Origin of the sequence: Basfia succiniciproducens (assembly GCF_011455875.1) — a bacterium.
In the GTDB taxonomy this organism is placed as follows: Bacteria; Pseudomonadota; Gammaproteobacteria; order Enterobacterales; family Pasteurellaceae; genus Basfia; species Basfia succiniciproducens.
The window spans coordinates 1073409-1098361 of sequence record NZ_CP015031.1; the positions used below are offsets into that span (position 1 = coordinate 1073409).

24 protein-coding genes and 1 tRNA gene are annotated in these 24953 nt (G+C 42.1%); 7 read left to right on the forward strand and 18 right to left on the reverse strand.

What is annotated here, in order from left to right:
• Genes lolA through lrp form a run of 3 tightly spaced genes read right to left on the reverse strand, consistent with a single transcriptional unit; the run spans position 1 to position 4023 of the window.
• Positions 1–627: an outer membrane lipoprotein periplasmic chaperone LolA gene (gene lolA, locus A4G13_RS04765; protein ID WP_011200626.1), complete on the reverse strand. Its 627-nt coding sequence runs from the start codon at positions 625–627 to the stop codon at positions 1–3.
• A 29-nt stretch (positions 628–656) separates the two neighbouring features.
• Positions 657–3536, reverse strand: a complete 2880-nt coding sequence (locus tag A4G13_RS04770; protein WP_011200628.1) for a DNA translocase FtsK — start codon at positions 3534–3536, stop codon at positions 657–659.
• A 7-nt stretch (positions 3537–3543) separates the two neighbouring features.
• Positions 3544–4023, reverse strand: coding sequence for a leucine-responsive transcriptional regulator Lrp (gene lrp / locus A4G13_RS04775; RefSeq protein WP_011200629.1), 480 nt, complete (start codon positions 4021–4023; stop codon positions 3544–3546).
• A gap of 220 nt (positions 4024–4243) precedes the next feature.
• Between lrp and A4G13_RS04780 the strand changes: the two genes are divergently transcribed.
• Positions 4244–4579, forward strand: a complete 336-nt coding sequence (locus A4G13_RS04780) for a hypothetical protein (protein WP_011200630.1) — start codon at positions 4244–4246, stop codon at positions 4577–4579.
• Positions 4580–4621: 42 nt separating this feature from the next.
• On the opposite strand, the gene znuA is transcribed toward A4G13_RS04780, so the two are convergent.
• The 3 genes from znuA to mltA form a co-directional block, all read right to left on the reverse strand.
• Positions 4622–5581, reverse strand: a complete 960-nt coding sequence (gene znuA / locus A4G13_RS04785; protein ID WP_090654964.1) for a zinc ABC transporter substrate-binding protein ZnuA — start codon at positions 5579–5581, stop codon at positions 4622–4624.
• Between the two features lie 30 nt (positions 5582–5611).
• The gene (gene tcdA, locus A4G13_RS04790) at positions 5612–6379 is read right to left on the reverse strand and encodes a tRNA cyclic N6-threonylcarbamoyladenosine(37) synthase TcdA (RefSeq protein WP_090654961.1); all 768 of its coding nucleotides are present in this window, start codon (positions 6377–6379) and stop codon (positions 5612–5614) included.
• Positions 6380–6454: 75 nt separating this feature from the next.
• Positions 6455–7555: a murein transglycosylase A gene (gene mltA / locus A4G13_RS04795; protein WP_090654957.1), complete on the reverse strand. Its 1101-nt coding sequence runs from the start codon at positions 7553–7555 to the stop codon at positions 6455–6457.
• A gap of 236 nt (positions 7556–7791) precedes the next feature.
• On the opposite strand from mltA, the gene A4G13_RS04800 reads away from it, so the two are divergent.
• Positions 7792–7868: transfer RNA gene (locus A4G13_RS04800), tRNA-Met, on the forward strand.
• Positions 7869–7970: 102 nt separating this feature from the next.
• On the opposite strand, the gene hypE is transcribed toward A4G13_RS04800, so the two are convergent.
• The 3 genes from hypE to hypB all read right to left on the reverse strand — a co-directional run bounded on the left by hypE (position 7971) and on the right by hypB (position 11023).
• On the reverse strand, positions 7971–8984 hold the full coding sequence (gene hypE, locus A4G13_RS04805; RefSeq protein ID WP_090654953.1) for a hydrogenase expression/formation protein HypE: 1014 nt from the start codon (positions 8982–8984) through the stop codon (positions 7971–7973).
• A gap of 47 nt (positions 8985–9031) precedes the next feature.
• Complete coding sequence (hypD, locus tag A4G13_RS04810; RefSeq protein ID WP_090654949.1) at positions 9032–10144, reverse strand: hydrogenase formation protein HypD; 1113 nt, start codon at positions 10142–10144, stop codon at positions 9032–9034.
• 63 nt (positions 10145–10207) lie between these two features.
• Positions 10208–11023: a hydrogenase nickel incorporation protein HypB gene (gene hypB, locus A4G13_RS04815; RefSeq protein WP_090654946.1), complete on the reverse strand. Its 816-nt coding sequence runs from the start codon at positions 11021–11023 to the stop codon at positions 10208–10210.
• Positions 11024–11228: 205 nt separating this feature from the next.
• Here hypB and A4G13_RS04820 point away from each other — a divergent pair, with 205 nt between their 5' ends.
• The 4 genes from A4G13_RS04820 to A4G13_RS04835 all read left to right on the forward strand — a co-directional run bounded on the left by A4G13_RS04820 (position 11229) and on the right by A4G13_RS04835 (position 15461).
• The gene (locus tag A4G13_RS04820) at positions 11229–11999 is read left to right on the forward strand and encodes a Nif3-like dinuclear metal center hexameric protein (protein WP_090654943.1); all 771 of its coding nucleotides are present in this window, start codon (positions 11229–11231) and stop codon (positions 11997–11999) included.
• Positions 12000–12150: 151 nt separating this feature from the next.
• The gene (locus A4G13_RS04825; protein WP_090654940.1) at positions 12151–12939 is read left to right on the forward strand and encodes an enoyl-ACP reductase FabI; all 789 of its coding nucleotides are present in this window, start codon (positions 12151–12153) and stop codon (positions 12937–12939) included.
• A gap of 96 nt (positions 12940–13035) precedes the next feature.
• Positions 13036–15015: an exoribonuclease II gene (gene rnb / locus A4G13_RS04830; RefSeq protein WP_090654936.1), complete on the forward strand. Its 1980-nt coding sequence runs from the start codon at positions 13036–13038 to the stop codon at positions 15013–15015.
• Positions 15016–15110: 95 nt separating this feature from the next.
• Positions 15111–15461, forward strand: a complete 351-nt coding sequence (locus A4G13_RS04835; RefSeq protein ID WP_090654933.1) for a SirB2 family protein — start codon at positions 15111–15113, stop codon at positions 15459–15461.
• A gap of 139 nt (positions 15462–15600) precedes the next feature.
• On the opposite strand, the gene yciH is transcribed toward A4G13_RS04835, so the two are convergent.
• The 7 genes from yciH to cmk all read right to left on the reverse strand — a co-directional run bounded on the left by yciH (position 15601) and on the right by cmk (position 21221).
• Positions 15601–15915, reverse strand: coding sequence for a stress response translation initiation inhibitor YciH (gene yciH, locus A4G13_RS04840; RefSeq protein WP_011200644.1), 315 nt, complete (start codon positions 15913–15915; stop codon positions 15601–15603).
• A 143-nt stretch (positions 15916–16058) separates the two neighbouring features.
• Positions 16059–16763, reverse strand: a complete 705-nt coding sequence (gene pyrF, locus A4G13_RS04845) for an orotidine-5'-phosphate decarboxylase (RefSeq protein ID WP_041639844.1) — start codon at positions 16761–16763, stop codon at positions 16059–16061.
• A gap of 16 nt (positions 16764–16779) precedes the next feature.
• Positions 16780–17976: a lipopolysaccharide assembly protein LapB gene (lapB, locus tag A4G13_RS04850; protein ID WP_090654930.1), complete on the reverse strand. Its 1197-nt coding sequence runs from the start codon at positions 17974–17976 to the stop codon at positions 16780–16782.
• Positions 17976–18272 carry a LapA family protein gene (locus A4G13_RS04855; RefSeq protein WP_090654927.1) on the reverse strand — a complete coding sequence of 99 codons (297 nt, stop codon included), beginning with the start codon at positions 18270–18272 and terminating at the stop codon, positions 17976–17978. Before A4G13_RS04855 ends, lapB begins: the two co-directional genes overlap by 1 nt.
• Positions 18273–18374: 102 nt before the next feature.
• Positions 18375–18659 carry an integration host factor subunit beta gene (locus A4G13_RS04860; protein WP_011200648.1) on the reverse strand — a complete coding sequence of 95 codons (285 nt, stop codon included), beginning with the start codon at positions 18657–18659 and terminating at the stop codon, positions 18375–18377.
• Positions 18660–18791: 132 nt separating this feature from the next.
• A complete protein-coding gene (rpsA, locus tag A4G13_RS04865; RefSeq protein WP_011200649.1) occupies positions 18792–20441 on the reverse strand; it encodes a 30S ribosomal protein S1 in 1650 nt (549 codons plus the stop codon).
• Between the two features lie 102 nt (positions 20442–20543).
• A complete protein-coding gene (gene cmk, locus A4G13_RS04870; protein WP_011200650.1) occupies positions 20544–21221 on the reverse strand; it encodes a (d)CMP kinase in 678 nt (225 codons plus the stop codon).
• A 300-nt stretch (positions 21222–21521) separates the two neighbouring features.
• On the opposite strand from cmk, the gene A4G13_RS04875 reads away from it, so the two are divergent.
• A complete protein-coding gene (locus A4G13_RS04875) occupies positions 21522–22541 on the forward strand; it encodes a PTS sugar transporter subunit IIC (protein ID WP_090654923.1) in 1020 nt (339 codons plus the stop codon).
• A gap of 123 nt (positions 22542–22664) precedes the next feature.
• On the opposite strand, the gene argG is transcribed toward A4G13_RS04875, so the two are convergent.
• On the reverse strand, positions 22665–23999 hold the full coding sequence (gene argG / locus A4G13_RS04880; protein WP_011200652.1) for an argininosuccinate synthase: 1335 nt from the start codon (positions 23997–23999) through the stop codon (positions 22665–22667).
• Positions 24000–24116: 117 nt separating this feature from the next.
• Entirely contained in the window at positions 24117–24938 is an 822-nt protein-coding gene (locus tag A4G13_RS04885; RefSeq protein WP_090654920.1) for an SDR family oxidoreductase, read from the reverse strand.
• Positions 24939–24953: the final 15 nt, after the last annotated feature.

A 24953-nucleotide genomic window follows, 5' to 3' on the forward strand; every position in this document is an offset into this window, starting at 1 on the left:
TTATTTTTTGTTTTTATTGCGTTGATCGTCAAACTCGGCACCTTTCGGCACGGTAAATTTGAATAAGCTGTCGGCGAGCGGTTGATTGGTAATATTACGCAAAATATAAAGATTCGTCTGTCCGTCTTTCTCAATAGTGCTAAACCCTTTTAATACCCCTTGATTATCAATGCGGATATCGAATTGTTTGATATTGCTGTTTTTCGCTTTTGGCTTTAAAACAAACGTATCACCGTTTTGAACAACCGTATATTGGTTCCAGTTCGCCGAATCGTTGCTGGTTAAAAGCACAAAAGGCGTATTATTCACCGCATTTTCCACCCAGTTTGCCGTAACCTGTTCAACGAAAGGATCATAAAACCAAAGGGTTTTGCCGTCGGAAATAATCTGGGTTTCTTGCGGCGCTTTATTATCCATACGGAATAAATTCGGGCGCTTAATCTGCAATTTGCCGCTGCCGGTCTGTACATTTTTGCCGTTTGCCGAGCTGACATTTTGATTGAAGTCTGCGCTGAAATAATTCACCTGTGCCAAACGTTGCTGCAATTCACCTGCAGCATCCGCCCAGGCGGTCGAACTTAATGCCAATGCGAAAAGTGCGGTCATTTTTAAAGCAATTTTTTTCATCTACTTTCCTTATTAAATGGTATAAATTTTTAATAATCGGGATTTCTAGCCAGAATTTCACGCTTACCGTTACGCATTTCCGACACGATACCCTGTTCTTCCAGCTGATCCATAATGCGTGCCGCTCGGTTGAAACCGACTCGGAAACGGCGCTGAATCGACGATGCCGATGTCGTGCCGGTTCGAATAACAAACTCCATCACTTCGTCAAAAAGGTCGTCTAAATCTTCCGAGCCCTCTCCGGATAATCCGTTATCGTCGTCATCGTCTCCCGTACTTTCTAAAATCTCGGAAATATAATTCGGTTTACCTCTTGCCCGCCAATCGTCGGCTACCCGCACCACTTCGTCATCAGACATAAATGCGCCGTGTACGCGCACAAGATCAGTCGTACCGTTGCCGAGATATAGCATATCGCCTCGTCCCAGCAAGGCTTCCGCACCGTTTTGGTCTAAAATAGTGCGAGAGTCATTACGTTGGACAACAGTAAAGGCAATACGGCTCGGGATATTTGACTTAATTAAACCTGTGATCACATCTACCGATGGACGCTGGGTCGCAAGAATTACATGAATCCCCACCGCCCGTGCTTTTTGCGTTAAACGGGCGATCAATTCTTCGACTTGTTTACCGGCAACCATCATTAAATCGGCAAATTCATCAACAATAACCACAATATAGCTTAGTTTTTCTAAAATCGGCGGTACACTGTCCAGCGTATCACCCGGTTTCCAAAGAGGATCCGGAATAGCGATATTTTCCGCCCGATATTCATCAATACGCTCATTAAAGCCCTCAATATTGCGCACCCGTAATTTTGCTAATAACTGATAGCGGCGTTCCATTTCATCCACACACCAACGCAATGCATTTGCCGCTTTTTTCATGTCGGTAACCACTTCCGTGAGCAGGTGAGGAATATCGTTATATACCGATAATTCCACCACTTTCGGGTCGATCATAATGAATTTCACTTCTTCCGGTTTCACTTTATAAAGTAAACTTAAAATCATGGTGTTGATTCCCACGGATTTACCGGAACCGGTTGAGCCCGCCACCAATAAATGCGGGGTTTTAGCCAAATCAATAATAATCGGTTTACCGCTGATATCCTTGCCTAACGCCATCGGCAACAACGCTTTTGAATGACGGAATTCGTCGCTATCCAATACTTCGCGCAACGAAACAATCTGACGATAGGCATTCGGCGTTTCAATACCGATATAAGGTTTGCCGGGAATAGTTTCCGCCACCCGAATAGATTTAAACATTAATGCCCGAGCTAAGTCCGTATCAATATTCGTCACTTTTGAGGCTTTTACTCCCGGCTGTAATTCCAGTTCATAGCGGGTAACGACAGGCCCTACCAACACATCTTTTACTGTTGCTTTTACATTAAAATTACGCAGTTGTTGCTCAATGCGTTGAGAAGTTTCATGAATTTCTTCCGGCGTAATTTCCTGCACATGAGAAGTGCGTTTATCTAACAGATCCAAACTTGGCAACTCGGTTGTCGGCTTGATTAAAGGTTTATGATCGCCGAATAATTGAATAGCCTGATCAATAGAAATGGTTCTTAACCCGTTTGTTTCTTCAGTCTCGGCTTCTTCATCGCTTTCAAATAAATTTGGTTGCGTCGGCTGCAACGAAACCTGCGGTTCAGGCAAATCAGCCAATCCCATAGCCTGCGCTTTTTCTAGACGAATACGCTCGCGTTCCGCTTCCTGTCGGGCAAATTGAGCGGCTAAATCCGCCATATTATCGTCTTCAAAACTCTCGCTTTCACCCATTCCGTAAGCAGCCTGCTTAGTTACGGCGCTATTTTCGGTGAGCGGATGCTGCAATTTAGCAGGCGTAAGTTTTACTTCGGGAATATGCACCTGCGTCAACAAATCCCGGGTAATTTCTTCTTCCGACAACACTACCCCGGTATTTTCACCGTCTAAAAATTCAGGCATATTTTCAGCTAAGGATTTTTGCTTTTGCCACATCGGAGTAAAATTATTTTCATTCGGCAAATCAATATTCGCATTTTGGCTGGAAATCGTGACTTCAGGCAGATTATCAATTTCGTCAACCGCATAGCCGCCAAAATTTTCAGGATTAGGCGTCTCGTCATCCTCTGTATTTTCAGTAAACTGCGACGGAGTCGATAAGCCCATAATATTAATTCCTCGATGAGCGGGCGTTATCATATCGCGGTGGGACTGTAAGTCTTCCGCCGACTGGATCAAATCCTGTTGTCTGTCGATGTCGCCATCAATCCAGTCCTGAATATCTTCGTCCTCTTGTTGCAGGATTTCTTCATCATTTTGCGCTTGTACCAATGAGGATTCTTCATTTTTTTCCGTTAACCAATTATAAAAACGCATTAATAAGCGAATTAAAGAAGCGCCCGAACAAAAAATAAATCCGATGATAGAAAACACCACCGCCGACATTAACAAACCGAATTTACCGAAAGAAGGATAAACCAGTTTTACAATACTTCCGCCTAAAACACCGCCTGCCAAATGATAATTGGAATTGGATAAAGTTAATGCGGCAAGGGTGGTTAAGCCGCAAACAAGCAGGATAAAACCGAACATTCGTAAACTAAAACGTGTCCAGGTAAGGCTGTCCACCCGTTTTGTACGGATAAAATAGATAGGCGCGATTAACAAAAGAAAAGGCAGTAAATTACCCACATAACCAAACAGGACGAAAAATAAATCAATTACCCAAGCGCCGAATTTACCCGCTTTATTAATGATTTCCGGCTGAAAGCTGGAAACCGACCAAGTGGTATCAAGCGGACTATAACTCGACCAGGCAATAATAAGATAAAAACCTAAAAGTGCGGTCAATCCAAAAAGAATTTCTACAAGATAATGTTTCGGCGTGAAGCCTTGGGTTAATTTTCTGATCATCTTTCTATTATTTTAATTGTAAAAAATTAGTCTGTTTTACTTCTTCCATCACCACATAAGTTCGGGTGTCGTTCACACCGGGCAAACGCAATAAGGTTGTGCCGAGTAATTTACGGTATGCCGCCATATCCGCCACACGGGTTTTCAGCAAATAGTCAAAATCCCCGGAAACCAAATGGCATTCCTGAATTTCATCCAGTTCCTGTACCGCCGCATTAAATTCTTCAAACACATCGGGTTTCCCGCGGATTAAGGTAATTTCGACAATAACAAGAAGCGGCGAATTTAATAATTCCGGGTTTAATAATGCTTTATAGCCCATAATAACCCCTTGTTTCTCAAGGCGCTTTACCCGCTCCAAACAAGGTGTCGGCGACAATCCGACCTTTTTTGACAAATCAATATTTGAAATTTTACCGTTACGTTGCAATTCATTAAGAATTTTAATATCTATGCTGTCGAGTGCTTTAGGCAATTTTTTTTCCATAAAATTCACCATGTAATGTAGATTATTCGTTTGATTCTACACTATTTTCCAGTTCATTATGTGTTTTTTTGCGGTTAATTAGCCTCGGGATTGGGTAAAAATTTTATTTTTTCTCTTATTTATAGTTTTTCATGCAAATTATCACTCATTTTTTGTATGTATTTTACGCTTATCAGGCGTATAATTTATAACAACTTATTAACAAACTAAGGAAATCATCATGGAAAATCCTTTTACCGCTAAATGGTCCACCCAGGGAAATACCCTCTGTTTAGGGCATTGGGATATTAATTACCAAGGATTGCCACTTGTTCTTCCCGAAGAACGTCGTGATCAGGATATGGGCACAAAAGGGATTTACAATTTTATCGACCCGGATGATGAACTCTATCTTGAAGGACTGGATGAAGATGACTGGCTACTCGAAAATATCGACTGGTTAAGCGATGTATTTATCGAACATAATATTCCGCTGGAAGAAGAAAACATGCGTTTGTTCTATAAAGCGGTAAACAAAGCGGATTGGCGTTGCGGCAGCTGCGGCGGCTGCATTTAAAAGTGCGGTCAAAAAAACGAAAATTTTAACCGCACTTTTGCGTTATTTAGCTAAACATTCCCCATAACTATCGGCGGTAAATTGTAAAAAATCCGCATATGATCTTTTGCCTGGTTGGATTTTATCGCCCATAGGATCCAAACGCCCCACATGGACGCCAGTGCCTTTGCTTAAACTTTCAATCACTTTAGGCGTAAATTGCGGCTCGGCGAATAAACAGGAGACTTTATGTTCGGCAATTTCTTCTTTAATTGTCGCCAAGGTTTTTGCCCCCGGCGAAACCAACGGATTAATAGTGAAATAGCCCGTTTGTTTCAGCCCGTAAGCATCGTTGAAATAGCCGTAAGCATCGTGGAAAACATAGAATCCTTTGTCTTTAACGGCAGCAAGCTGCAGTTTAATTTTATCGCTTCGCTCGTTTAAAGTGCGGTTAAAATCAAGTAAGTTTTTAGCTATTAATTCTTTTTGGGCAGGAAACCGTTCGGTCAGTTTCTCCGCTAATTCCGCAGCCACCATTTTGCTGATTTCAGGCGAATACCAAATATGCCAGTTAGTACTTAGACCCGTTTTATCATGTTCGTCATGATCATGCTGATGCTCATCCTCGTGATCAGCGTGATGATGTTCATGGTCATTTTCTTCATGATGATGTGTTGCCTTACCAAGTAACGGCGCAACGCTATCAAGCTTAGCGATAGTGATAACCTTTCGATTGTCTAAAGCACCGATACTTTTCGCTAAAAAGCTATCGACATCCTCGCCGATCCAGAGTAATAAATCCGCGGATTTCAGTTTTTTTACGTCAGTGGGTTTTAAACTGTAATCATGGGGAGACGCACCGGTCGGCACCACAATATCCGTTTCCGTTACGCCATCGGCAATGGAAGATGCGATAAAACCTAAAGGTTTAATGGACGCCACTACTTTCGCATTTACCGCACAAGCCGCGGAACTGAGGATTGCAGCCAATAAAACTTGTTTTAAAATCAATTTGTTTACCATAAATATTCCCCCTTTTTTATAAAAATAAAGTTATTGTTTAGTAAGTAACTTGTCGACAACTCGAGAAACCGCAAAAAAACCGAAAGTTGCCGTAATCATGGTTGCAGCACCAAAGCCGTTCTCACAATTCATTGAAGCGGAAATCTCACAACCTTCGCTCATTTGCGGAAAAATCAACGGCTGCGTGGAAAATACGCAATCCACACCGAATTTACGCTTCGGATTTTGGCTGAAATGATAATTTTTACGTAAAATCGACCGCACTTTTGAGGCTAAAGGATCCTGTACGGTTTTACTTAAATCGGCAATTTGAATTCGGGTCGGATCCGTTTGACCGCCGGCACCGCCAACCATAATCACTTTAATTTTATTACGCTTACAATAAGCGATTAACGCCGCTTTGGTTTTTACGCTATCAATGGCATCGATCACATAATCATAATCGCTGTGTAGATATTCCGCTAAATTTTCGGGAGAAATAAAATCATCAATGATTTCAACTTTGCATTCAGGGTTGATCAACTCCACCCGCTCTTTCATCACTTCGGTTTTTAATTTACCGATATTGCCGGTGAGTGCATGAATTTGGCGATTAATATTGGTAACGCAAATATCGTCCATATCGATTAAAGTCAACTTGCCGACCCCCGAACGCGCCAACGCTTCTACACACCAAGAGCCGACACCGCCAATACCAATCACGCAAACATGCGCTTGACGTAAGCGTTCCAATCCCTGTGGGGTGTATAAACGTCCGATACCGCCGAAACGCTGTTCGTAATTATCCACTCTTTCCATTTAAATTTTCCTTATGTTCACATAAAGCCGGCACGAACAATGTCCGTGCCGGCAGTTTTCAATTGAGTAAAAAAATTAACGCAACACCCAAACTCGTCCGTAATGTTTTAATAAACCTGAAATATGACCCGCTTTATCGCCGATACCTTGGTATAAATCAAAATGATTTCCTTTTACCGCTCCGCCCACATCTAACGCCACCATCAAATGTAAACGATGTTCGCCCGTCCAGTTTCCTTCGTTGTCAATTTGCGGAATCTCCACCAACAGCACGGAGCCCGAAGGCACAATGCTGCGATCCGAAGCCACGGAAGCCAAAGGCACTAAAGGCACACCTGCCGAACCTTTTACTTTCCCCGCCGGATCATTTTTGAAGAAAACATAAGAAGGATTACGCTCTAACAAACTTTGTAGCCTTGAAGGGTTACGCTCTGCCCAATCGCGAATTGCCTGAATCGACATTTTTTCTTTCGGAATTTCGCCGTCTTCCACTAATAATCTGCCTACAGCCTGATATTTATAGCCGTTTTGTCCTGCGTAGGCGAAATAATTTAAATTACCGTTACCGAAATCCACATAACCGCTGCCCTGCACGCCAAGCAGAAAATTATCCAGCATAGAATCGCTATAAGCCAGCTCCAGCCCCTTACCTTCCAGCGCGCCGGCATAAATTTGCGAACGGGTAAAACGTTTTTGAGACGGCATTGCATAAATAGGATGTTGGTATTTTCCCTGTGCGGAATAACGGGCGTGAATTACCGGCGAATAATAGCCGGTCAATAACACGTTCTGATAACCGTCTTCACCCGACATAACTTGCGGACGAATACCGTAATTGGCAAGCTGATTAACGTCCGCGCCTGCTAAAACCCATTGGCTGATTTTATTGTAGTTATCATAATAAGTTGAGGAAATACCTGTTGAATAAGCCCGAACATTGGATAACTGGGTTAAAAAATCGCCCTGATTGACCACACCGGAATAATTATCCACATTCGCGCTGCTGAAAAGACTCGTGCTGTAACTGCGCCCTTTATATTTTGCCCCGAATTTCGCCGGATCTACGCTTGATTCCGTTGTTTTTTTAACCGCATTGGTATTGGACGAGCAAGCGGCCAAAACTGTCGCAGCAAGCACGGTCGCCGCTTTTAATACAAAATTTTTTGTAAAAAACATAATAAAGGTCCTAATAAAATTCAAAAATAAATCAGCAGCTAATCAACTAATTTAAGGGGAAGTTATGCTATCAAAATTTATACAAAGTCTCTAATCTTTTTTATCCAAATTCTAATTATCGGATGACCGAGTTGTTTAGCATTTATGCAAATCGTTTATTTTTATTGCGAACGAAGCATTTAACATAAATAGTCCTTGCAATTCAAAAAAATGCGAGTATAGTACGCCCCATCAGACGCGGGGTGGAGCAGCTTGGTAGCTCGTCGGGCTCATAACCCGAAGGTCGTTGGTTCAAATCCGGCCCCCGCAACCAAATTCAAAAGAAAGGCATTAATTTTATTAATGCCTTTTTGTTATCTGCTTTATATAGAAAAAGGCGATAAAAAAACCGCTCCTAAAAAACATTAAAACATTCTTAACAAATTCTCGGCAACGGTTCGTTTGCAGGTAAATCCAACAATCTTGTTTGCCCGAAAATGCCTACAACTCTTACCTTTTTATCATCGGTGACTTCGCCGATTATCGCCGCGTTTTTACCTAATTCATGACTGTGAAGTGCGGTCAGAATTTCCTGAGTTTTTTCCGCTTTAGTAATAATTAAAAGCTTGCCTTCATTGGCGAAATTTAATGGTTCCAAACCGAGCAGTTCGCAGATTCCGCGTACTTCGTTACGCATTGGTAAATCTTCTTCATGCACTTGCATGCCCAGATTTTGTGTTTGAGCATATTCATGTAAAACCGCATTTACGCCGCCGCGGGTTGCGTCTCTAATCGCTTTTACTCCCTGAATCGGGCGTAGCAAATCAATTAATGGACTAAGCACTGCGCAATCGCTGTGCAAATCGGTTTTAATGCCGAGATTTTCACGTAAGTTTAAAATCGTTGCACCATGATCGCCGATAGTGCCGCTGACAATAATTTTATCACCCGCTTCTATTTGATGTGCTCCCCAATCAATCTCTGCGGGAATCACGCCGATTCCACTGCTGTTGATAAACACTTTATCCACTGCGCCTTTTTGTACCACTTTAGTATCGCCGGTGACTATCTGAACGCCCGCCCGGCGGCAAGTTTCCGCCATTGCCCGAATAATTTCCTTTAATTCGCTGAGCGGTAAACCTTCTTCAAGAATAAATCCGCATGAAAGATATTTCGGAATCGCACCGCCAACGGCAATATCGTTTACCGTGCCGCAGACAGCGAGTTTGCCGATATTTCCGCCGGGGAAAAAAATCGGATCAATCACAAAACTGTCGGTAGAAAACGCTAATTTTTCACCGCACTTTATCAGTTCAGCCAAAGGAATTCGGGCTTGATCTTCCCCTTGGGCTAAAGTCGGGTTATCGAAGGCTTCAACAAAATAATCCCGAATCAGTTGTTGCATGGCGGCACCGCCATTGCCGTGAGCCATTGTGATGAAATCAGTCATAATATTCTCTTTGTTATGTTTTGCCTGCCTGTTGCAAGCCGCTAATTTTACTCTCTGCGATACTGATAATAAGCCGCACAGGCACCTTCCGAAGAAACCATCAATGCGCCGTAAGCGTTATCAGGGTTACAGTCACTGCCAAATAACGGGCAGTCGGCGGGTTTGCATTTGCCGGTTAGCACATCGCCGCAACGGGAATTCGGATCATCGGCGACTTGCTGCGCCTTACTGTTAAAGTAGATCTCCGCATCAAAGCGGCGATAATCGACGGTTAATTCCACGCCGGATTCTTCAATTTCACCAAGACCTCGCCATTCGCTGCGGGCTTTAAGTTGAAACACTTCCGCCATAGCTTTTTGCGCCAACATATTGCCCTGTTCGTGCACGATTCGCTTATATTGATTTTCAACTTCGCAACGCCCGTCCGCAAACTGCTCTACCAACATAACAATAGATTGCAGAATATCTAAAGGTTCAAACCCGGCGATTACAAAAGGTTTACGGAATTTTTTACAAAGTTCCCTATAAGGTGCGTAGCCAATCACCATACTCACATGACCCGGCGCAATAAAACCGTCAATTTTAATTTGATCCTGCGAAAGCAAACTGCGCAATGTGGGAATAATAGTAATGTTTTGCGAAACGATCCAAAAATTGGCAATATTCCGCCGTTTTGCCTGTTGCAAAGTCACGGCGGCGGCGGGCATTGTAGTCTCAAAACCAAGCGAAAAAAATACCACTTTTTTATCGGGATTGCTTAAGGCGATATTTAACGCATCCAGCGGAGAATAAACAATGCGTACGTCACAACCCTGGGCTTTTGCTTCCAGCAAGGAACCTTTACGCCCTTTTACCCGCATGGCATCGCCAAAAGTGCAAAAAATCACATTGGGATTTTGTGCAATCTCAATACACAGGTCAATCCGCCCCATAGGCAACACGCAAACCGGGCAACCCGGTCCGTGTATAAATTCGATAGACTCGGGCAATAACCGATCTAAACCGAATTTAAAAATACTATGAGTATGCCCGCCGCAGACTTCCATTAAATACAATGGATTTTTTGCCGAAAACTGCGGTAAATTTTTCATTAATTTTGTTAATCGTTCAACTAAATGTTTAGCCAATTTAGGATCGCGAAATTCATCCACGAACTGCATTATTCCCCCATGCCGACATCGCGATAAAAAGACAGGGCGTTCAATACGCCCTACATAAGAATGTTATTGTTGTAACCAGTTTAACCAATCCTGCAAGCCTTCGCCGGTAGCGGCGGAAAGTTGAATCACTTCAATTTGCGGATTTACCCGTTTTGCATTTTCAATACATTTTTCCACATCAAATTTCAGATAGGGCAATAAATCCACTTTATTTAAAATCATCAGCTTTGAAACGGCAAACATATGCGGATATTTCAAAGGCTTATCTTCACCTTCCGTGACAGAAAGAATCACCACTTTCGCTTTCTCGCCGAGATCGAATTCCGACGGACAAACCAAATTACCGACATTCTCAATAAATAACAAACCGTTTTCCTGCGGGCGCAATTTCATCATAGCGTCACTAATCATTTGCGCATCCAAATGGCAGCCTTTCCCCGTATTCACCTGAATGGCGGGCACACCTGTCGCACGAATGCGATCCGCATCATTTTCCGTTTGCTGATCACCTTCGATCACATAACAATTGCGGTCGTTTTTCAGCGAATTTAATGTAGCCGTCAACAAACTTGTTTTACCCGAACCCGGGCTTGAAACCAGGTTAAATACGGTCAGGTTCAAATAATTGAATAAATTACGATTTGAATCGGCAATTCGATTATTTTTGCCCAATACGTCCTGCTCGATTTTCAACAGCCGTTTTTGGGTATCATCCTGTTCGCCCGCATGTTCATGAATTGAAGGTTTCATGGAATGAAATACAGATTGAGAAAAATCCGGCATTTTTACCGCACTTTGATGTTCTGAATGGCTATGCGTATGTTGTAACTCACCGATACGCACTTGTTCCGGGTGGCCGCAACCACAGGTCGTACACATAAAATTCCCCGCTTATATATAAAAATTTTAACAAGAATATCACAATAATAATTCACTGTATTGATGAAGATCATAAACTCCTTAAGCTCTGTTCAAACGGATAAAATGTTTCACAATTCAATGAATATAAAACAAGCAACCCTATTCATTTTGCAAAAACTCCTTTATTATTGACCGCACTTTTCATCTAAATAAGAGACACTTTATGAATAATTTAGCGCTTGAAAAACTTATCAGTCAAAAACTTAATTCTGCGATTATTGCGGATTATGCGCCCAATGGTTTACAAGTGGAAGGCCGCCCGGAAATCAGGAAAATTGTGACTGGGGTGACAGCCAGCCAAGCCCTGATTGAGGCTGCCATAGCGCGACATGCCGATGCCGTTATAGTACATCACGGTTATTTCTGGAAAAACGAAGATCCCTGTATCCGCGGTATGAAAGGCAAACGTATAAAAACGTTATTGATTAACGATATTAATCTGTATGGTTATCATCTTCCTCTCGATGTACATGCCGAACTGGGAAATAACGCGCAGTTAGCGAAATTATTAAAGATAGAAAATTTACAACCCTTAGAATCGGATTCTGTAAGCATTCCGGTATTTGGCGAACTTGCACAACCAATTTCTTTGGAAGATTTTGCCCGACGTATCGAAAAAGCCCTTCAACGTAAACCGATAGTTTGCAACGCGGAAGAACTCTCGCAAAATCCGCCGCACTTAATCCGCAAAATCGGTATTTGCACCGGCGGCGGTCAGGGTTATATTGATTTGGCGGCGGCACGGGGCTGCGATGCCTTTATCAGCGGTGAAATTTCCGAGCAATCGACTCACAGCGCCAGAGAACTGGGCATCCATTATTTTGCCTGCGGTCATCATGCTACCGAACGTTACGGCATTCGGGCGTTAGGTGAATGGTTGGCGCAGGAATATCAATTTGAAGTGGAATTTATCGACATTGATAATCCGGCTTAAAATTCAACCGTACTTTACCGAAAAGAACAAATATAAAGTGCGGTAGTTTTTTCCACAGTTTTGTTGCAATACTTCACTCATCTGCTTTGTAATCATGAGGATTTTCCTTTATACTACGCACGATTTTTCAACAACCAAATAGGATTTCAAAATGGGTTTCTTAACAGGTAAACGAATTTTAGTAACAGGTCTTGCCAGCAACCGTTCCATCGCATACGGCATTGCAAAAGCATTGAAAGCACAGGGTGCGGAATTAGCATTTACATATTTAAACGATAAATTACAGCCTCGAGTTGAAGAATTTGCCAAAGAATTCGGTTCGGATATCGTTCTGCCGTTAGATGTAGCAACGGACGAAAGCATTCAAAAATGCTTTGCCGATTTAAACAAAGTTTGGGATAAATTCGACGGTTTCGTACATGCCATCGCATTCGCACCGGGCGATCAATTAGACGGCGACTACGTTAATGCCGCTACTCGCGAAGGTTATCGTATTGCCCACGACATCAGCGCATACAGTTTTGTCGCTATGGCGCAAGCGGCACGTCCGTTCTTAAACAAAGACGCTTCATTAGTGACCTTAACTTACTTAGGCGCCGAACGTGCAATTCCTAACTATAACGTGATGTGTCTGGCGAAAGCCTCATTAGAAGCGGCAACCCGCGTAATGGCGGCGGATTTAGGTAAAGACAGCATTCGCGTAAACGCAATTTCGGCCGGTCCAATCCGTACGCTTGCGGCTTCCGGCATTAAAAACTTCAAGAAAATGCTTTCCGCTTTCGAGAAAACCGCCGCATTACGTCGCACCGTAACCATTGACGATGTGGGCAACTCCGCCGCATTCTTATGTTCTGACTTATCCTCCGGCGTAACCGGTGAGGTATTACATGTCGATGCGGGTTTCAGCATCACCGCCATGGGTGAATTAGGCGAAGAGTAATTCGTTTTTTTATTCATCTCGCAGGGACAGGTTTTATGCCTGTCCCTTAATATTTATAATTTTGAACAGGAATATCTCCCTGTCTCTGGGCAAAATATGTTTCAGAACAATCCTTTATTATCTCAATTAAAACAACAATTACACGACAGTAAGCCGCACGTTGAAGGCGTGGTGAAAGGCACGGATAAAGCCTACGGTTTCTTAGAAACGGAAAAAGAAACTTTCTTCATTGCGCCGCCAGCCATGAAAAAAGTGATGCACGGCGATAAAATAAAAGCGGCAATCGAAACTATCGGCGATAAAAAACAGGCGGAGCCTGAAGAATTAATTGAACCGATGCTGACCCGTTTTATCGCAAAAGTGCGGTTCAATAAAGATAAAAAATTACAAGTCCTGGTTGATCACCCCAATATTAATCAGCCTATCGGCGCCGCCCAAGCCAAAACCGTCAAACAGGAACTCAAAGAGGGCGATTGGGTGGTGGCGACGTTAAAAACCCATCCGCTACGCGATGATCGTTTCTTTTATGCGCAAATTGCCGAATTTATTTGTTCGGCAGAGGACGAATTCGCCCCTTGGTGGGTAACCCTCGCGCGTCACGAACAGTCCCGTTACCCGGTTCAAGGTCAAGAAGTTTATTCCATGTTAGATACGGAAACCCGCCGGGATTTCACCGCACTTCATTTCGTCACCATCGACAGTGAAAATACGCAGGATATGGACGATGCCCTTTATATCGAGCCTGTTACCGGCCCAAACGACGAACAGACGGGCTGGAAGCTTGCGGTAGCGATTGCTGATCCTACCGCTTATATCGCCCTTGACTCACAAATTGAAAAAGATGCCCGCAAACGCTGTTTCACTAATTATTTGCCGGGATTTAACATTCCGATGCTGCCTCGGGAACTATCCGACGAACTTTGTTCATTAATGGAAAATGAAACCCGCGCGGCGCTTGTTTGCCGACTCGAAACCGATATGCAGGGCGAAATCGTCGGCGAACCCGAATTTATATTAGCTCAGGTACAATCGAAAGCTAAACTGGCTTATAACAACGTATCCGACTATTTAGAACAAGTCGAGAACGCCTGGCAACCTGAAAACGAAAGTACTCAACAACAAATTAATTGGCTGCACCAGTTTGCCTTGGTTCGCATTAACTGGCGAAAAAAACACGGGTTATTATTCAAAGAAAAACCGGATTACAGTTTCGTACTGGCGGATAACGGTCATGTGCGTGAAATTAAGGCGGAATATCGTCGCATTGCCAACCAAATCGTGGAAGAATCCATGATTATCGCCAATATTTGTTGCGCGCATTATTTGGCGAAAAATGCGCAAACCGGGATTTTCAATACTCATGTAGGATTCGATAAAAAATTCCTGCCGAACGCCCATAATTTCTTAATGGCAAATCTGAGTAACGAAGAAAACCAACAGGAATTAGCCGAGCGTTATTCCGTGGAAAATTTAGCTACCTTAGCGGGCTATTGCCGTATGCGACATGATATTGAACCAATTGAAGGCGATTATCTGGAATTCCGTTTACGTCGTTTCCTGACCTTTGCGGAATTTAAGTCGGAACTCGCACCGCATTTCGGTTTAGGTTTAACGGGTTACGCCACCTGGACCTCACCAATCCGTAAATATTCCGATATGGTGAATCACCGCTTAATTAAAGCCTGTCTAGCTAACCGGGAATGTGTAAAACCGAGCGATGAAACTCTTGCCCGCTTGCAGGAAGCCCGTAAACAAAACCGTATGGTGGAACGTGATATTGCCGATTGGCTATACTGCCGTTATCTGGCGGATAAAGTGGAAAGCAACCCGGAATTCCGGGCGGAAGTACAGGATTGCATGCGCGGCGGTTTACGGGTGCAATTATTGGAAAACGGTGCAAGCGTATTCGTGCCGGCCTCAAGTATTCATCCGAACAAAGACGAAATTCAAGTCAATACCGATGAACTGGCCCTTTATATTAATGGCGAACGCCGTTATAAAATCGGCGACATCGTTAACATTCGGTTGACGGAAGTAAAAGAAGAAACCCGTAGCCTGATCGGCAACCTGGTTTAATGGGAAAAAGTGAGGTATTTTTTACCGCACTTTTCTTTTTTCTAACGGTAAACGGTTTGTATAAAATACCGTTATAACTTTATTGAGCGATTATTATGCTAACAACACTACTTCAAACCCATATTACCTTTGCTTTTCTGAGTCTGATGCTATTAATCGTGCGCGTTTATATGCAATTACAAGGCAAGGACTGGCGCACCGTAAAACTTTTAAAAATCACACCGCACTTAGCCGATACGTTGTTGGTTTTAAGCGGGGTCGCATTGGTATTCGTATTTGGTTACGGATTACAAATGTGGTTAATAGGAAAAGTACTTCTATTGGTTCTATATGCGTTCTTTTCAGCAAAATTTTTTCAAAAAAATGCCGTCAAGTCGAATATTTTGTTTTTAATTCTCGCCCTTTCAGCGTTTTTAGCGGCAATGTACTTAGGTTATTTTCACTAAATTTCATATAAACGCCGGCGTTTGAACCTTGGCTATACCAACGGCTCCAAAGAGGTGAGCGAAGCGAGTAAAAAACACCGCACTTTAATTCGTTTCAATTTAACGGTAAAAGTGCGGTATTTTACAGACTACGGAAAATTTAGCCGCCGGCTAATTTAACCTTAAATCCTTTTTGTTCCAACAATTGTTTAAGTAAATCCCGTTTTTCACCCTGTATTTCTATATTCCCGTCCTTAATCGAACCGCCGCAACCACAACGTTTCTTCAATTCTGCGGCTAATTTTTTCAGTTCGTCATCCGGCAAATCCAATCCGACAATCAAAGAAATACCGGCGCCTTTGCGCCCGCTGGTTTGACGATGAATACGGACAATGCCGTCGCCTTTAGGACGCTCTTGCTTTGTTTTCTCCGGCTTTATTCTGCCGGTTTCAGTGGAATATACAATATCATTCATAAAAGTGCGGTCTGTTTTTTCAAATTTTTAACTAAAAAGCGGACATTACCCGCCCGCTTCGAATTTTTAACAAAACTAATATAGGCAGGCTCCGGTCCGCCTTTATAACTTCGCCTTGTTAGGCGAGGGCGGCTATTTTCTTATTAAGCGATTAAATTCGCAATAGACGCATTAATTGAACGCAACACTTCAGCCGGATTTGCCGCTTGCGTAATCGGGCGCCCAATCACTAAATAATCGGAACCGGCTTCAATTGCCGCCGGAGGAGTCATGACTCGGCGTTGATCACCGAATTCAGAACCAACAGGACGAATTCCCGGTGTAATTAATTTGAACTCTTTACCTAAATGTTGACGTAAAATTTCCACTTCCTGCGGCGAACAAACCACACCGTCTAAACCCGCACGTTGACTTAGATGAGCAAGGCGGATAACTTGCTCCATCGGTGAAGCGTTAATACCGATTTGTAACAAATCCAAATCTTCCATACTGGTTAAAACGGTAACGCTAATCAGAATCGGCGCATCTTTACCGTAAGGCTCAAGAATCTTCTTCGCTTCTTCCATCATTCGTAAACCGCCGCTGGCATGTAGATCCACCATCCATACTCCAAGATCGGCGGCTGAACGTACCGCTCTTGCAACCGTATTCGGAATATCGTGGAATTTTAAATCCAAAAACACATCAAAGTCACGGTCTTGCAGCAGTTTTACAAAATTTGTACCTAAGGTAGTAAACATTTCTTTACCCACTTTTAAGCGGCATAAACTCGGATCGATTTGATCCACTAATTGGAGCGCTTCTTTTTCCGTTTCGTAATCTAATGCTACGATAATTTTATTACTCATATTAACTTCCTCTTTGCTAAATTTGGCTTTCAATACCGCGAATCGGTTTCACTTTTTCCCATTGACGGCAAGACGGGCAACACCATAATAATTTATGACTTTGGTAACCGCAGTTTGTACAACGATAACCAAAACTTTGTTTAATTCGTTCGCCAACAATACGGTGTAATAAAACCAGGCTGTCTTTGCCCCGTCCCTCTTCGGCATCATCTACCTGATATTGAACGAAACGGTGAAATAAAAACAGGCTCGGATTTTGCGTTAATTGCTGATAAACCTTATTCTGTGCCGCTGTACGGCCGTCTTGTTCGGCAATTAAATCCGCCAGTGCTAGGGCAACCGAGCTATTATGTTTATATTCTTGATTGGCTCTAATTAAAAATAATTCGAAATTATCCAATTGATTTAAATGCTGATAGCATTCTTTAAGTTGAGGGAGAACCTCACCCACATAACTTGCATTTTGCGTCAGTACATTCTCAAGCACAGGGACTGCTTTCGCATACTGCTCTTCTTGTATCAAAAAATCCCCCAATAACATAGAAGCTCTGACGCAACTAGGTGAAACAGTCAATGCCTGCTGAAGAATTTCTTTAGGCTGCTCTTTGCTCTCCTCCCCCAATGTACGGGCATATTCACAATAATATTGCGCCAATTCGATATTATCTTCCTGAGGAGAAATTTTGGCTAATTTTTCCGCCACATTAATCGCTTTTTTCCAATCTTTTGTTTTTTGATAAATAACGGCTAATTGTTGTAATGCGCCTTCGGCAAATTCGGGCTCGTCCACTAACATAATATAAAGCGTTTCGGCTCGGTCAAAAAATCCTACGGACATAAAATCCTTAGCCAATTGCTGCTTGGCTAACAATTTTTGTTCGAAAGTGTAATAAGAACTGCGGTCTAAATTTTGATGAATTCGTAAGGCTCTGTCCACTTCACCACGGGAACGAAACAGATTACCTAAAGTGAGCTCCGCTTCAAATTGTGAATTGCTATCGATCTCATTTTCTTCTTCCTGCTTTTGCAACATATGTAAAAATAAATCGACCGCTTTTTCCGTTTGGTTGGATAAAAGAAAATTTACTCCCGTCACATAGTCACGGGATAATTTATTACTGACGTCTTCCTGATCTTTCTTCGCGCTTCGGTGTCCCATATACCAGCCGTAAGCAGCGGCAATGGGTAAAAGCAGAAAGAGTAATTCAAGCATTATTGTGCAGCCTTATCTAGACTGGTAGTAAGTTCGTTAATTTGCTGAGTTTGGCGTTTTACTTGGCGTGTTAACGTAATATTTTTAAGTTTCAGTTTTAAATAGAAGAAAGCGGTAATGAGCCATCCCAAAATTAAACCGAAACCAAATAAAATCGCTACTAAAGAAGATAATTGCAACTCACTTTGCGCAATAATATAGTTGAAAGTAATAACTTGATCATTATTCGCACCCACCGTAATTGCCACTAAAATAATCGCAATAATAATTACAAACGCAAAAATATATTTAATCATAATGCATTTTCCTCAAATAAATTTTTTTCATTATGCCAAAAATCAATACAAAAAACGACACTTTACGTGTCGTTATTTTGACGATATCCGAGTATTTTAAACTTATGCGTTAAAATCCACTCGTTCCCTTAATTCTTTGCCCGCTTTAAAATGAGGAACACATTTCGCATCTAATTTCACTTGTGCACCGGTTTTAGGATTACGACCCACTCGAGGTTGACGGAAGTGTAAGGAAAAACTACCGAATCCCCGGATTTCAATTCGATCACCGCTTTCTAAAGCCTGAGACATATGTTCAAGAATCTCTTTTACCGCATTCTCAACACTTTTCACTGAAATAGAATGATTTTTTTCAACCAAACTTTCAATAAGTTCTGATTTAGTCATAATGGGATCCTTTTATTTCAACAATACAACATAATAATTCTTTTACTAAACCATTATGTTGTACTTCTCTTTGTGAGATAACCGGCGCACTAATGCACGCCGGTTAATTTACTTTACTTGGTAAATAAGTAATTATTCGCCTTTAGCAGCTTTGAATGCTTCAGCCATTGCGTTCGGAATAGCAACGTCTTCTTGTTTGTTATTCACGCTTGCAACTGCAGCAGCTTCTTCAGCTTGATCTTTCGCACGTACGGATAAATGAACGATGCGAGCTTTACGATCAACACCAGTGTATTTTGCTTCCACAACATCACCGGCATTTACTTCGTCTGTTAAATCCGCTGCACGGATATAACCTTCAACGCCACCGTTTAATTCAACTTTAGCGCCTTTGCTATCGGCTTCGACAACAGTTGCAGAAACTACCGCACCTTTTTTGTTTACCGCTACGAAGTTATTGAACGGGTCTTCTTCAAGTTGTTTGATACCTAAAGAAATACGTTCTTTAGCCGAATCGACTTGTAAAACAACAGCTGCGACTTCGTCACCTTTTTTGTAGTTACGAACCGCTTCTTCACCTGCCACATTCCAAGAAATGTCAGATAAGTGAACTAAACCGTCGATGCCGCCTTCAAGACCGATGAAGATACCGAAATCAGTGATTGATTTGATTTTACCTTCAACTTTATCGCCTTTGTTGTGAGTTTCAGCAAATTGTAACCACGGATTTGCTTTGCATTGTTTTAAGCCTAAAGAAATACGACGACGTTCTTCATCGATTTCTAATACCATAACTTCAACGGTATCGCCTAAGCTTACAACTTTAGATGGGTGGATATTTTTGTTTGTCCAGTCCATCTCAGAAACGTGAACTAAACCTTCAACGCCGTCTAAAATTTCAACGAAACAACCGTAGTCGGTTAAATTGGTTACTTTACCGGTTAATTTGCTGCCGACCGGATGGTTTTGAGCGATTGCAGCCCATGGATCTTGACCTAATTGTTTTAAGCCTAAAGATACACGTGTGCGATCCTTATCAAATTTTAATACTTTAACGGTAATTTCGTCGCCCACATTTACGATTTCACTTGGGTGTTTAACACGTTTCCAAGCCATATCGGTGATATGTAATAAACCGTCAACACCGCCTAAATCAACAAACGCACCGTAATCGGTTAAGTTTTTAACCGTACCTTTAACTTCTGCGCCTTCAGCTAAGTTCGCTAAAATTTCTTCGCGATCTTGGCTGTTTTCTGATTCGATTACCGCACGACGAGAAACAACTACGTTGTTACGTTTTTGATCTAATTTGATAACTTTGAATTCTAACTCTTTACCTTCAAGATGTAGAGTATCACGTACCGGACGAGTATCTACCAATGAACCAGGTAAGAATGCACGAACACCGTTTAACTCAACTGTGAAACCACCTTTAACTTTACCGTTGATTAAACCGGTAACAGTAGCTTGTTCTTCGTATGCTTTTTCTAACTCAATCCAAGATTCGTGACGAACCGCTTTTTCGCGAGAAAGTTTAGTTTCACCGAAACCGTCTTCCACTGCGTCTAAAGCAACATTTACAACATCACCGACTTGAACTTCTAATTCACCTTGTGCATTTTGGAATTCTTCCACAGGAATTGCAGATTCTGATTTTAAACCAGCGTCAACAAGCACAAAGCCTTTTTGGATAGCAACAACAGTACCGCTAACGATTGAACCTTGACGGGTTTCAAGTTCTTTTAATGATTCTTCAAATAGTTGAGCAAAAGATTCTGACATAAATTAATCTTCTAAAATAGTTAATAACGTCCACTTCTTATCCTTATAAAGTGGGGCTGATAATAAAAGTTTATCCGTCCGTGAACAAACCCTGAATTCCAGCTAGATTTTCACCTTTTGATGAATATAACTTAGCGCCTGTGCAATCACTTCTTCAATACTAAGTGTCGTACTGTCTAATAATAAAGCGTCATCAGCGGGTTTCAACGGCGCGACGGGACGATTTCTGTCTCTGAAGTCACGATCCTTAATCTCGGCTAAAATCTGGTCAAAGTTACCACTAATTCCCTTATTTTGCAACTGTTTAAAACGTCTTTTTGCGCGTTCTTCGGCACTGGCGTCTAAAAATAATTTGACTTGCGCCGTCGGGAAAACCACCGTACCCATATCGCGACCGTCCGCAATTAACCCTTTCGGTGTGGCAAAATCTTTCTGTAATTGTAAAAGTGCACTGCGCACCTGAGGAAAAACCGCCACTTTCGAAGCCGCATCAGCCACTTCCTGAGTACGGATTAAACCGCTGACATCCTCCCCGCCCAACATTACTTTAACTTCACCCGCTTCAGGCAAAAATTCAATATCAAGATGAGCCGCCAATTCGGCAAGTTCCGCTTCATTGGTTAAATCCGCTTTACATTGTAATGCCGCTAGCGCGGTAACCCGATAAATTGCACCGCTATCTAATAAGGCAAAACCTAATCTATTCGCCAAAGCGTAGCATAATGTTCCTTTACCCGCACCGCTTGGACCGTCAACCGTAATTACAATATTTTTAGTCATAGATACTCTTTAATAATGTTATCCGATTTCAACTAATCGGAATTTATAGATAACGTAATTTTACCTGAATATGATTTGGATGATAAACAATAATTTATTGCCGTAAGTCAAATATTTTAGTCTAAAAATACCGTTTCACTTGCTTACTTATATTTATGCTACAAAAAATAATAAAAAACCTCTTAAACAACACTTGATTTTTAGCTGTTAAGTATATATTTTGTATTACCGGATAAAATATGTAGCAAATAATATACATTTATTAAAAGTCAACTTAATTATTGATAGGAATAATTTGCCATGAAAAACCGACTGAAAAACTTTCTTATTCGTCAAAACATCAAGTTCAGTTTACGTCGTTATGCCATTGATGCAATGAATTTTATGGCGCTAGGTCTATTCGGTTCATTGATTATAGGTTTAATTCTGAAGAATACAGGGGATTGGCTTGATATTCTCTGGCTTAATGAATTGGGTGCGTTAGCGCAATCTTCAATGGGGGCAGCTATCGGTGTTGGTGTAGCTTATGCACTAAAGGCGCCGCCCCTCGTACTGCTCTCCAGCACCACAACAGGTATAGCCGGCGCTACATTAGGCGGCCCAATAGGTTGTTTTATTGCTGCCGCAATAGGTGCCGAATTTGGCAAACTTGTCAATAAGACCACACCAATTGATATTTTAATTACACCGGCGGTGACATTATTATCAGGTATTGCCACCGCACAATTTATGGGTCCGTTTCTTGCCTCATTAATGCGGGAAACCGGCGCAATGATTATGTGGGCGGTAGAATTACATCCGATTCCAATGAGTATTCTCGTTTCCGTATTAATGGGTATGATCTTAACATTACCGATCTCCAGTGCGGCTATCGCAGTAACATTATCATTAAGCGGCTTAGCGGCGGGCGCTGCAACTATCGGTTGTTGTGCGCAAATGATAGGATTTGCCGTGATAGGATTTAAAGAAAACCGGTGGGGAGGGTTGCTCAGTTTAGGGTTAGGAACCAGTATGCTGCAAATACCGAATATTGTTAAAAATCCCAAAATATGGGTTCCGCCGACTTTATCCGGTGCAATCATCGCGCCTTTTGCTACGGTTATTTTTCAAATGCAAAATATCCCATCCGGCGCCGGTATGGGAACAAGCGGTTTAGTGGGACAAATCGGAACGATAAATGCAATGGGTAACTCGCCTTATATTTGGCTTGTCATTTTAGTGTTACATTTTATTCTTCCGGCAATTTTAAGCCTGCTTATAGCCTATCTAATGCGCAGAAAAGGCTGGATTAAACCCGGTGATTTAAAACTTGCCGTTTAAAAAATGCAAAAAAATGACCGCACTTTTATTCATTTGATATCGTCAAATTTATATTTATTTGATAAATACTCGAAAAAATAGCCACACAAAATGTATGGCTATTTATTTTAATTAATTAGCAAACTATTTACTACCTAATTGCGGTACGACGGCATCTTTACCGGCGGTGAGAAGGCCTGCTTCCGAATAGATACCGAGCTTATTACGCGTATCCGTAACGTCTAAGTTACGCATAGTTAACTGACCGATACGGTCGATCGGGTCAAACGGCGCATCTTCCACTTTCTCCATACTTAGGCGTTCCGCCTCGTAAGTTAAGTTCGGCGATACGGTATCTAAAATGGAATAGTCGTTACCGCGGCGCAATTCAAGTTTCACTTCGCCGGTAATCGCTTTGGCTACCCAGCGTTGCGAACTTTCGCGCAACATTAACGCTTGCGGGTCAAACCAACGGCCTTGGTATAATAAGCGGCCTAAACGCAAACCGTTGATACGGTATTGTTCGATGGTATCTTCGTTGTGAATACCGGTAACCAAACGTTCGTAAGCGATATGGAACAATGCCATTCCCGGCGCTTCATAGATACCGCGGGATTTTGCTTCGATAATACGGTTTTCAATTTGGTCTGACATTCCTAAACCGTGACGACCGCCGATTCGGTTGGCTTCCATAAACAACTCGACCACATCGTCAAAACGTTTACCGTTTAATTCTACCGGCACGCCTTCTTCGAAACGGACAGTAACCACTTCAGGTTTGATTTCAACGCTTTCGTCCCAGAACGCAACGCCCATAATAGGTTTGACGATTTTAATGCCGGTGCTTAAATCTTCCAAGTCTTTCGCTTCGTGTGTTGCACCCAACATATTGGAGTCTGTCGAATAGGCTTTTTCCACCGACATTTTGTAGTCGAAACCGTTGGCAATTAAGAATTGCGACATTTCGAAACGGCCGCCCAATTCATCAATAAATTGATCGTCTAACCAAGGTTTGTAGATTTTAAGATTCGGGTTGGTCAATAAACCGTAACGATAGAAACGCTCGATATCGTTACCTTTGAATGTTGAACCGTCACCCCAGATATTTACGTCATCTTCTTTCATGGCGGCAACCAGCATGGTACCGGTTACGGCACGGCCAAGCGGGGTAGTATTAAAATAAGTAACGCCGCCGGTTGAAATATGGAATGCACCGCATTGGATGGCCGCGATACCTTCTTGCGCCAATTGTTTACGGCAATCGATTAAACGGGCGTTTTCCGCACCGTAAGCCATGGCTTTTTTAGGAATGGCATTATAATCGTCTTCGTCCGGTTGGCCTAAGTTAGCCGTATAAGCATAAGGCACCGCACCTTTTTGACGCATCCATAATAAGGCTGCAGAGGTATCCAAACCGCCGGAGAATGCGATCCCCACTTTTTGACCTAGAGGTAGGTTTTGTAGAATTGTGTTTGACATAGTTATTCCTACTTATTGACGTTTATGTAATCCTGTGTTCCGATATAAAATCGGTCTATTATCAGTGAAAATTATGAATTTTTCAACCGCACTTTTAACAGTTCCGAGTCATTCACTTTAGATAAATTCATCCGGATCCGGGTATTGATAAACAAAATCCAACTCTCGGCAAATCTTATCCGCTTTAATAATGCGTTGAGGGTCTTTTTCGTCACACAAAAACTGCGGTGGATTTAGCCCTAATTTTGTCGCCATTTTTGTGTAATACTCCACTTTTGAGGGATGCTTTGGCGCCGCCAAATGATATAGCCGCTGATAGCCCGGCATTTCCAGCAATAATTGAATAGCTCTGGCGCAATCATCAAAATGAACTAAGTTAATCGGCGTATTACCACCTGAAATTGCGCTTTCTTTACGCGCCAAACTATATACCGGGTGACGATCATAACCGACCAATCCTGCAAAACGGATAATATCCACATCAATATCTTTTAATTCAAACAAACGTTGTTCGACTTCCAATAAGGCGCGGCCGATTTCGGAATCCGGCTGTGGTACGGATTCCTCATCAAAATTAGCGGAAACATTGGGAAATACCGATGTGGAACTGATAAAAACGATATGCGATATATTGCATAATAAGGCTTCATTAACTAAATTTTCGATTCCTTCCACATATAATTTAGGATCAAAAAAATATTCGCTTGGAGGAATATTGATAATTAATGTATCGACAGACAATAAATTGGTGAGATCATCCGGATCCGCATTGATTTCCGGCGTAAGTTCCAGGAAATACGTTTCAAAACGCATTAAACGCATTTGCTCTACACCTTCGTGAGTGCGCTTGCTGCCTTTAACATCCCAGCCTAAGTTTTTCAAATGTCTTGCCAGCGATAATCCCAACCAGCCCAAACCGACGATAGAAACCGACCTCATAATTATCCTATTTTA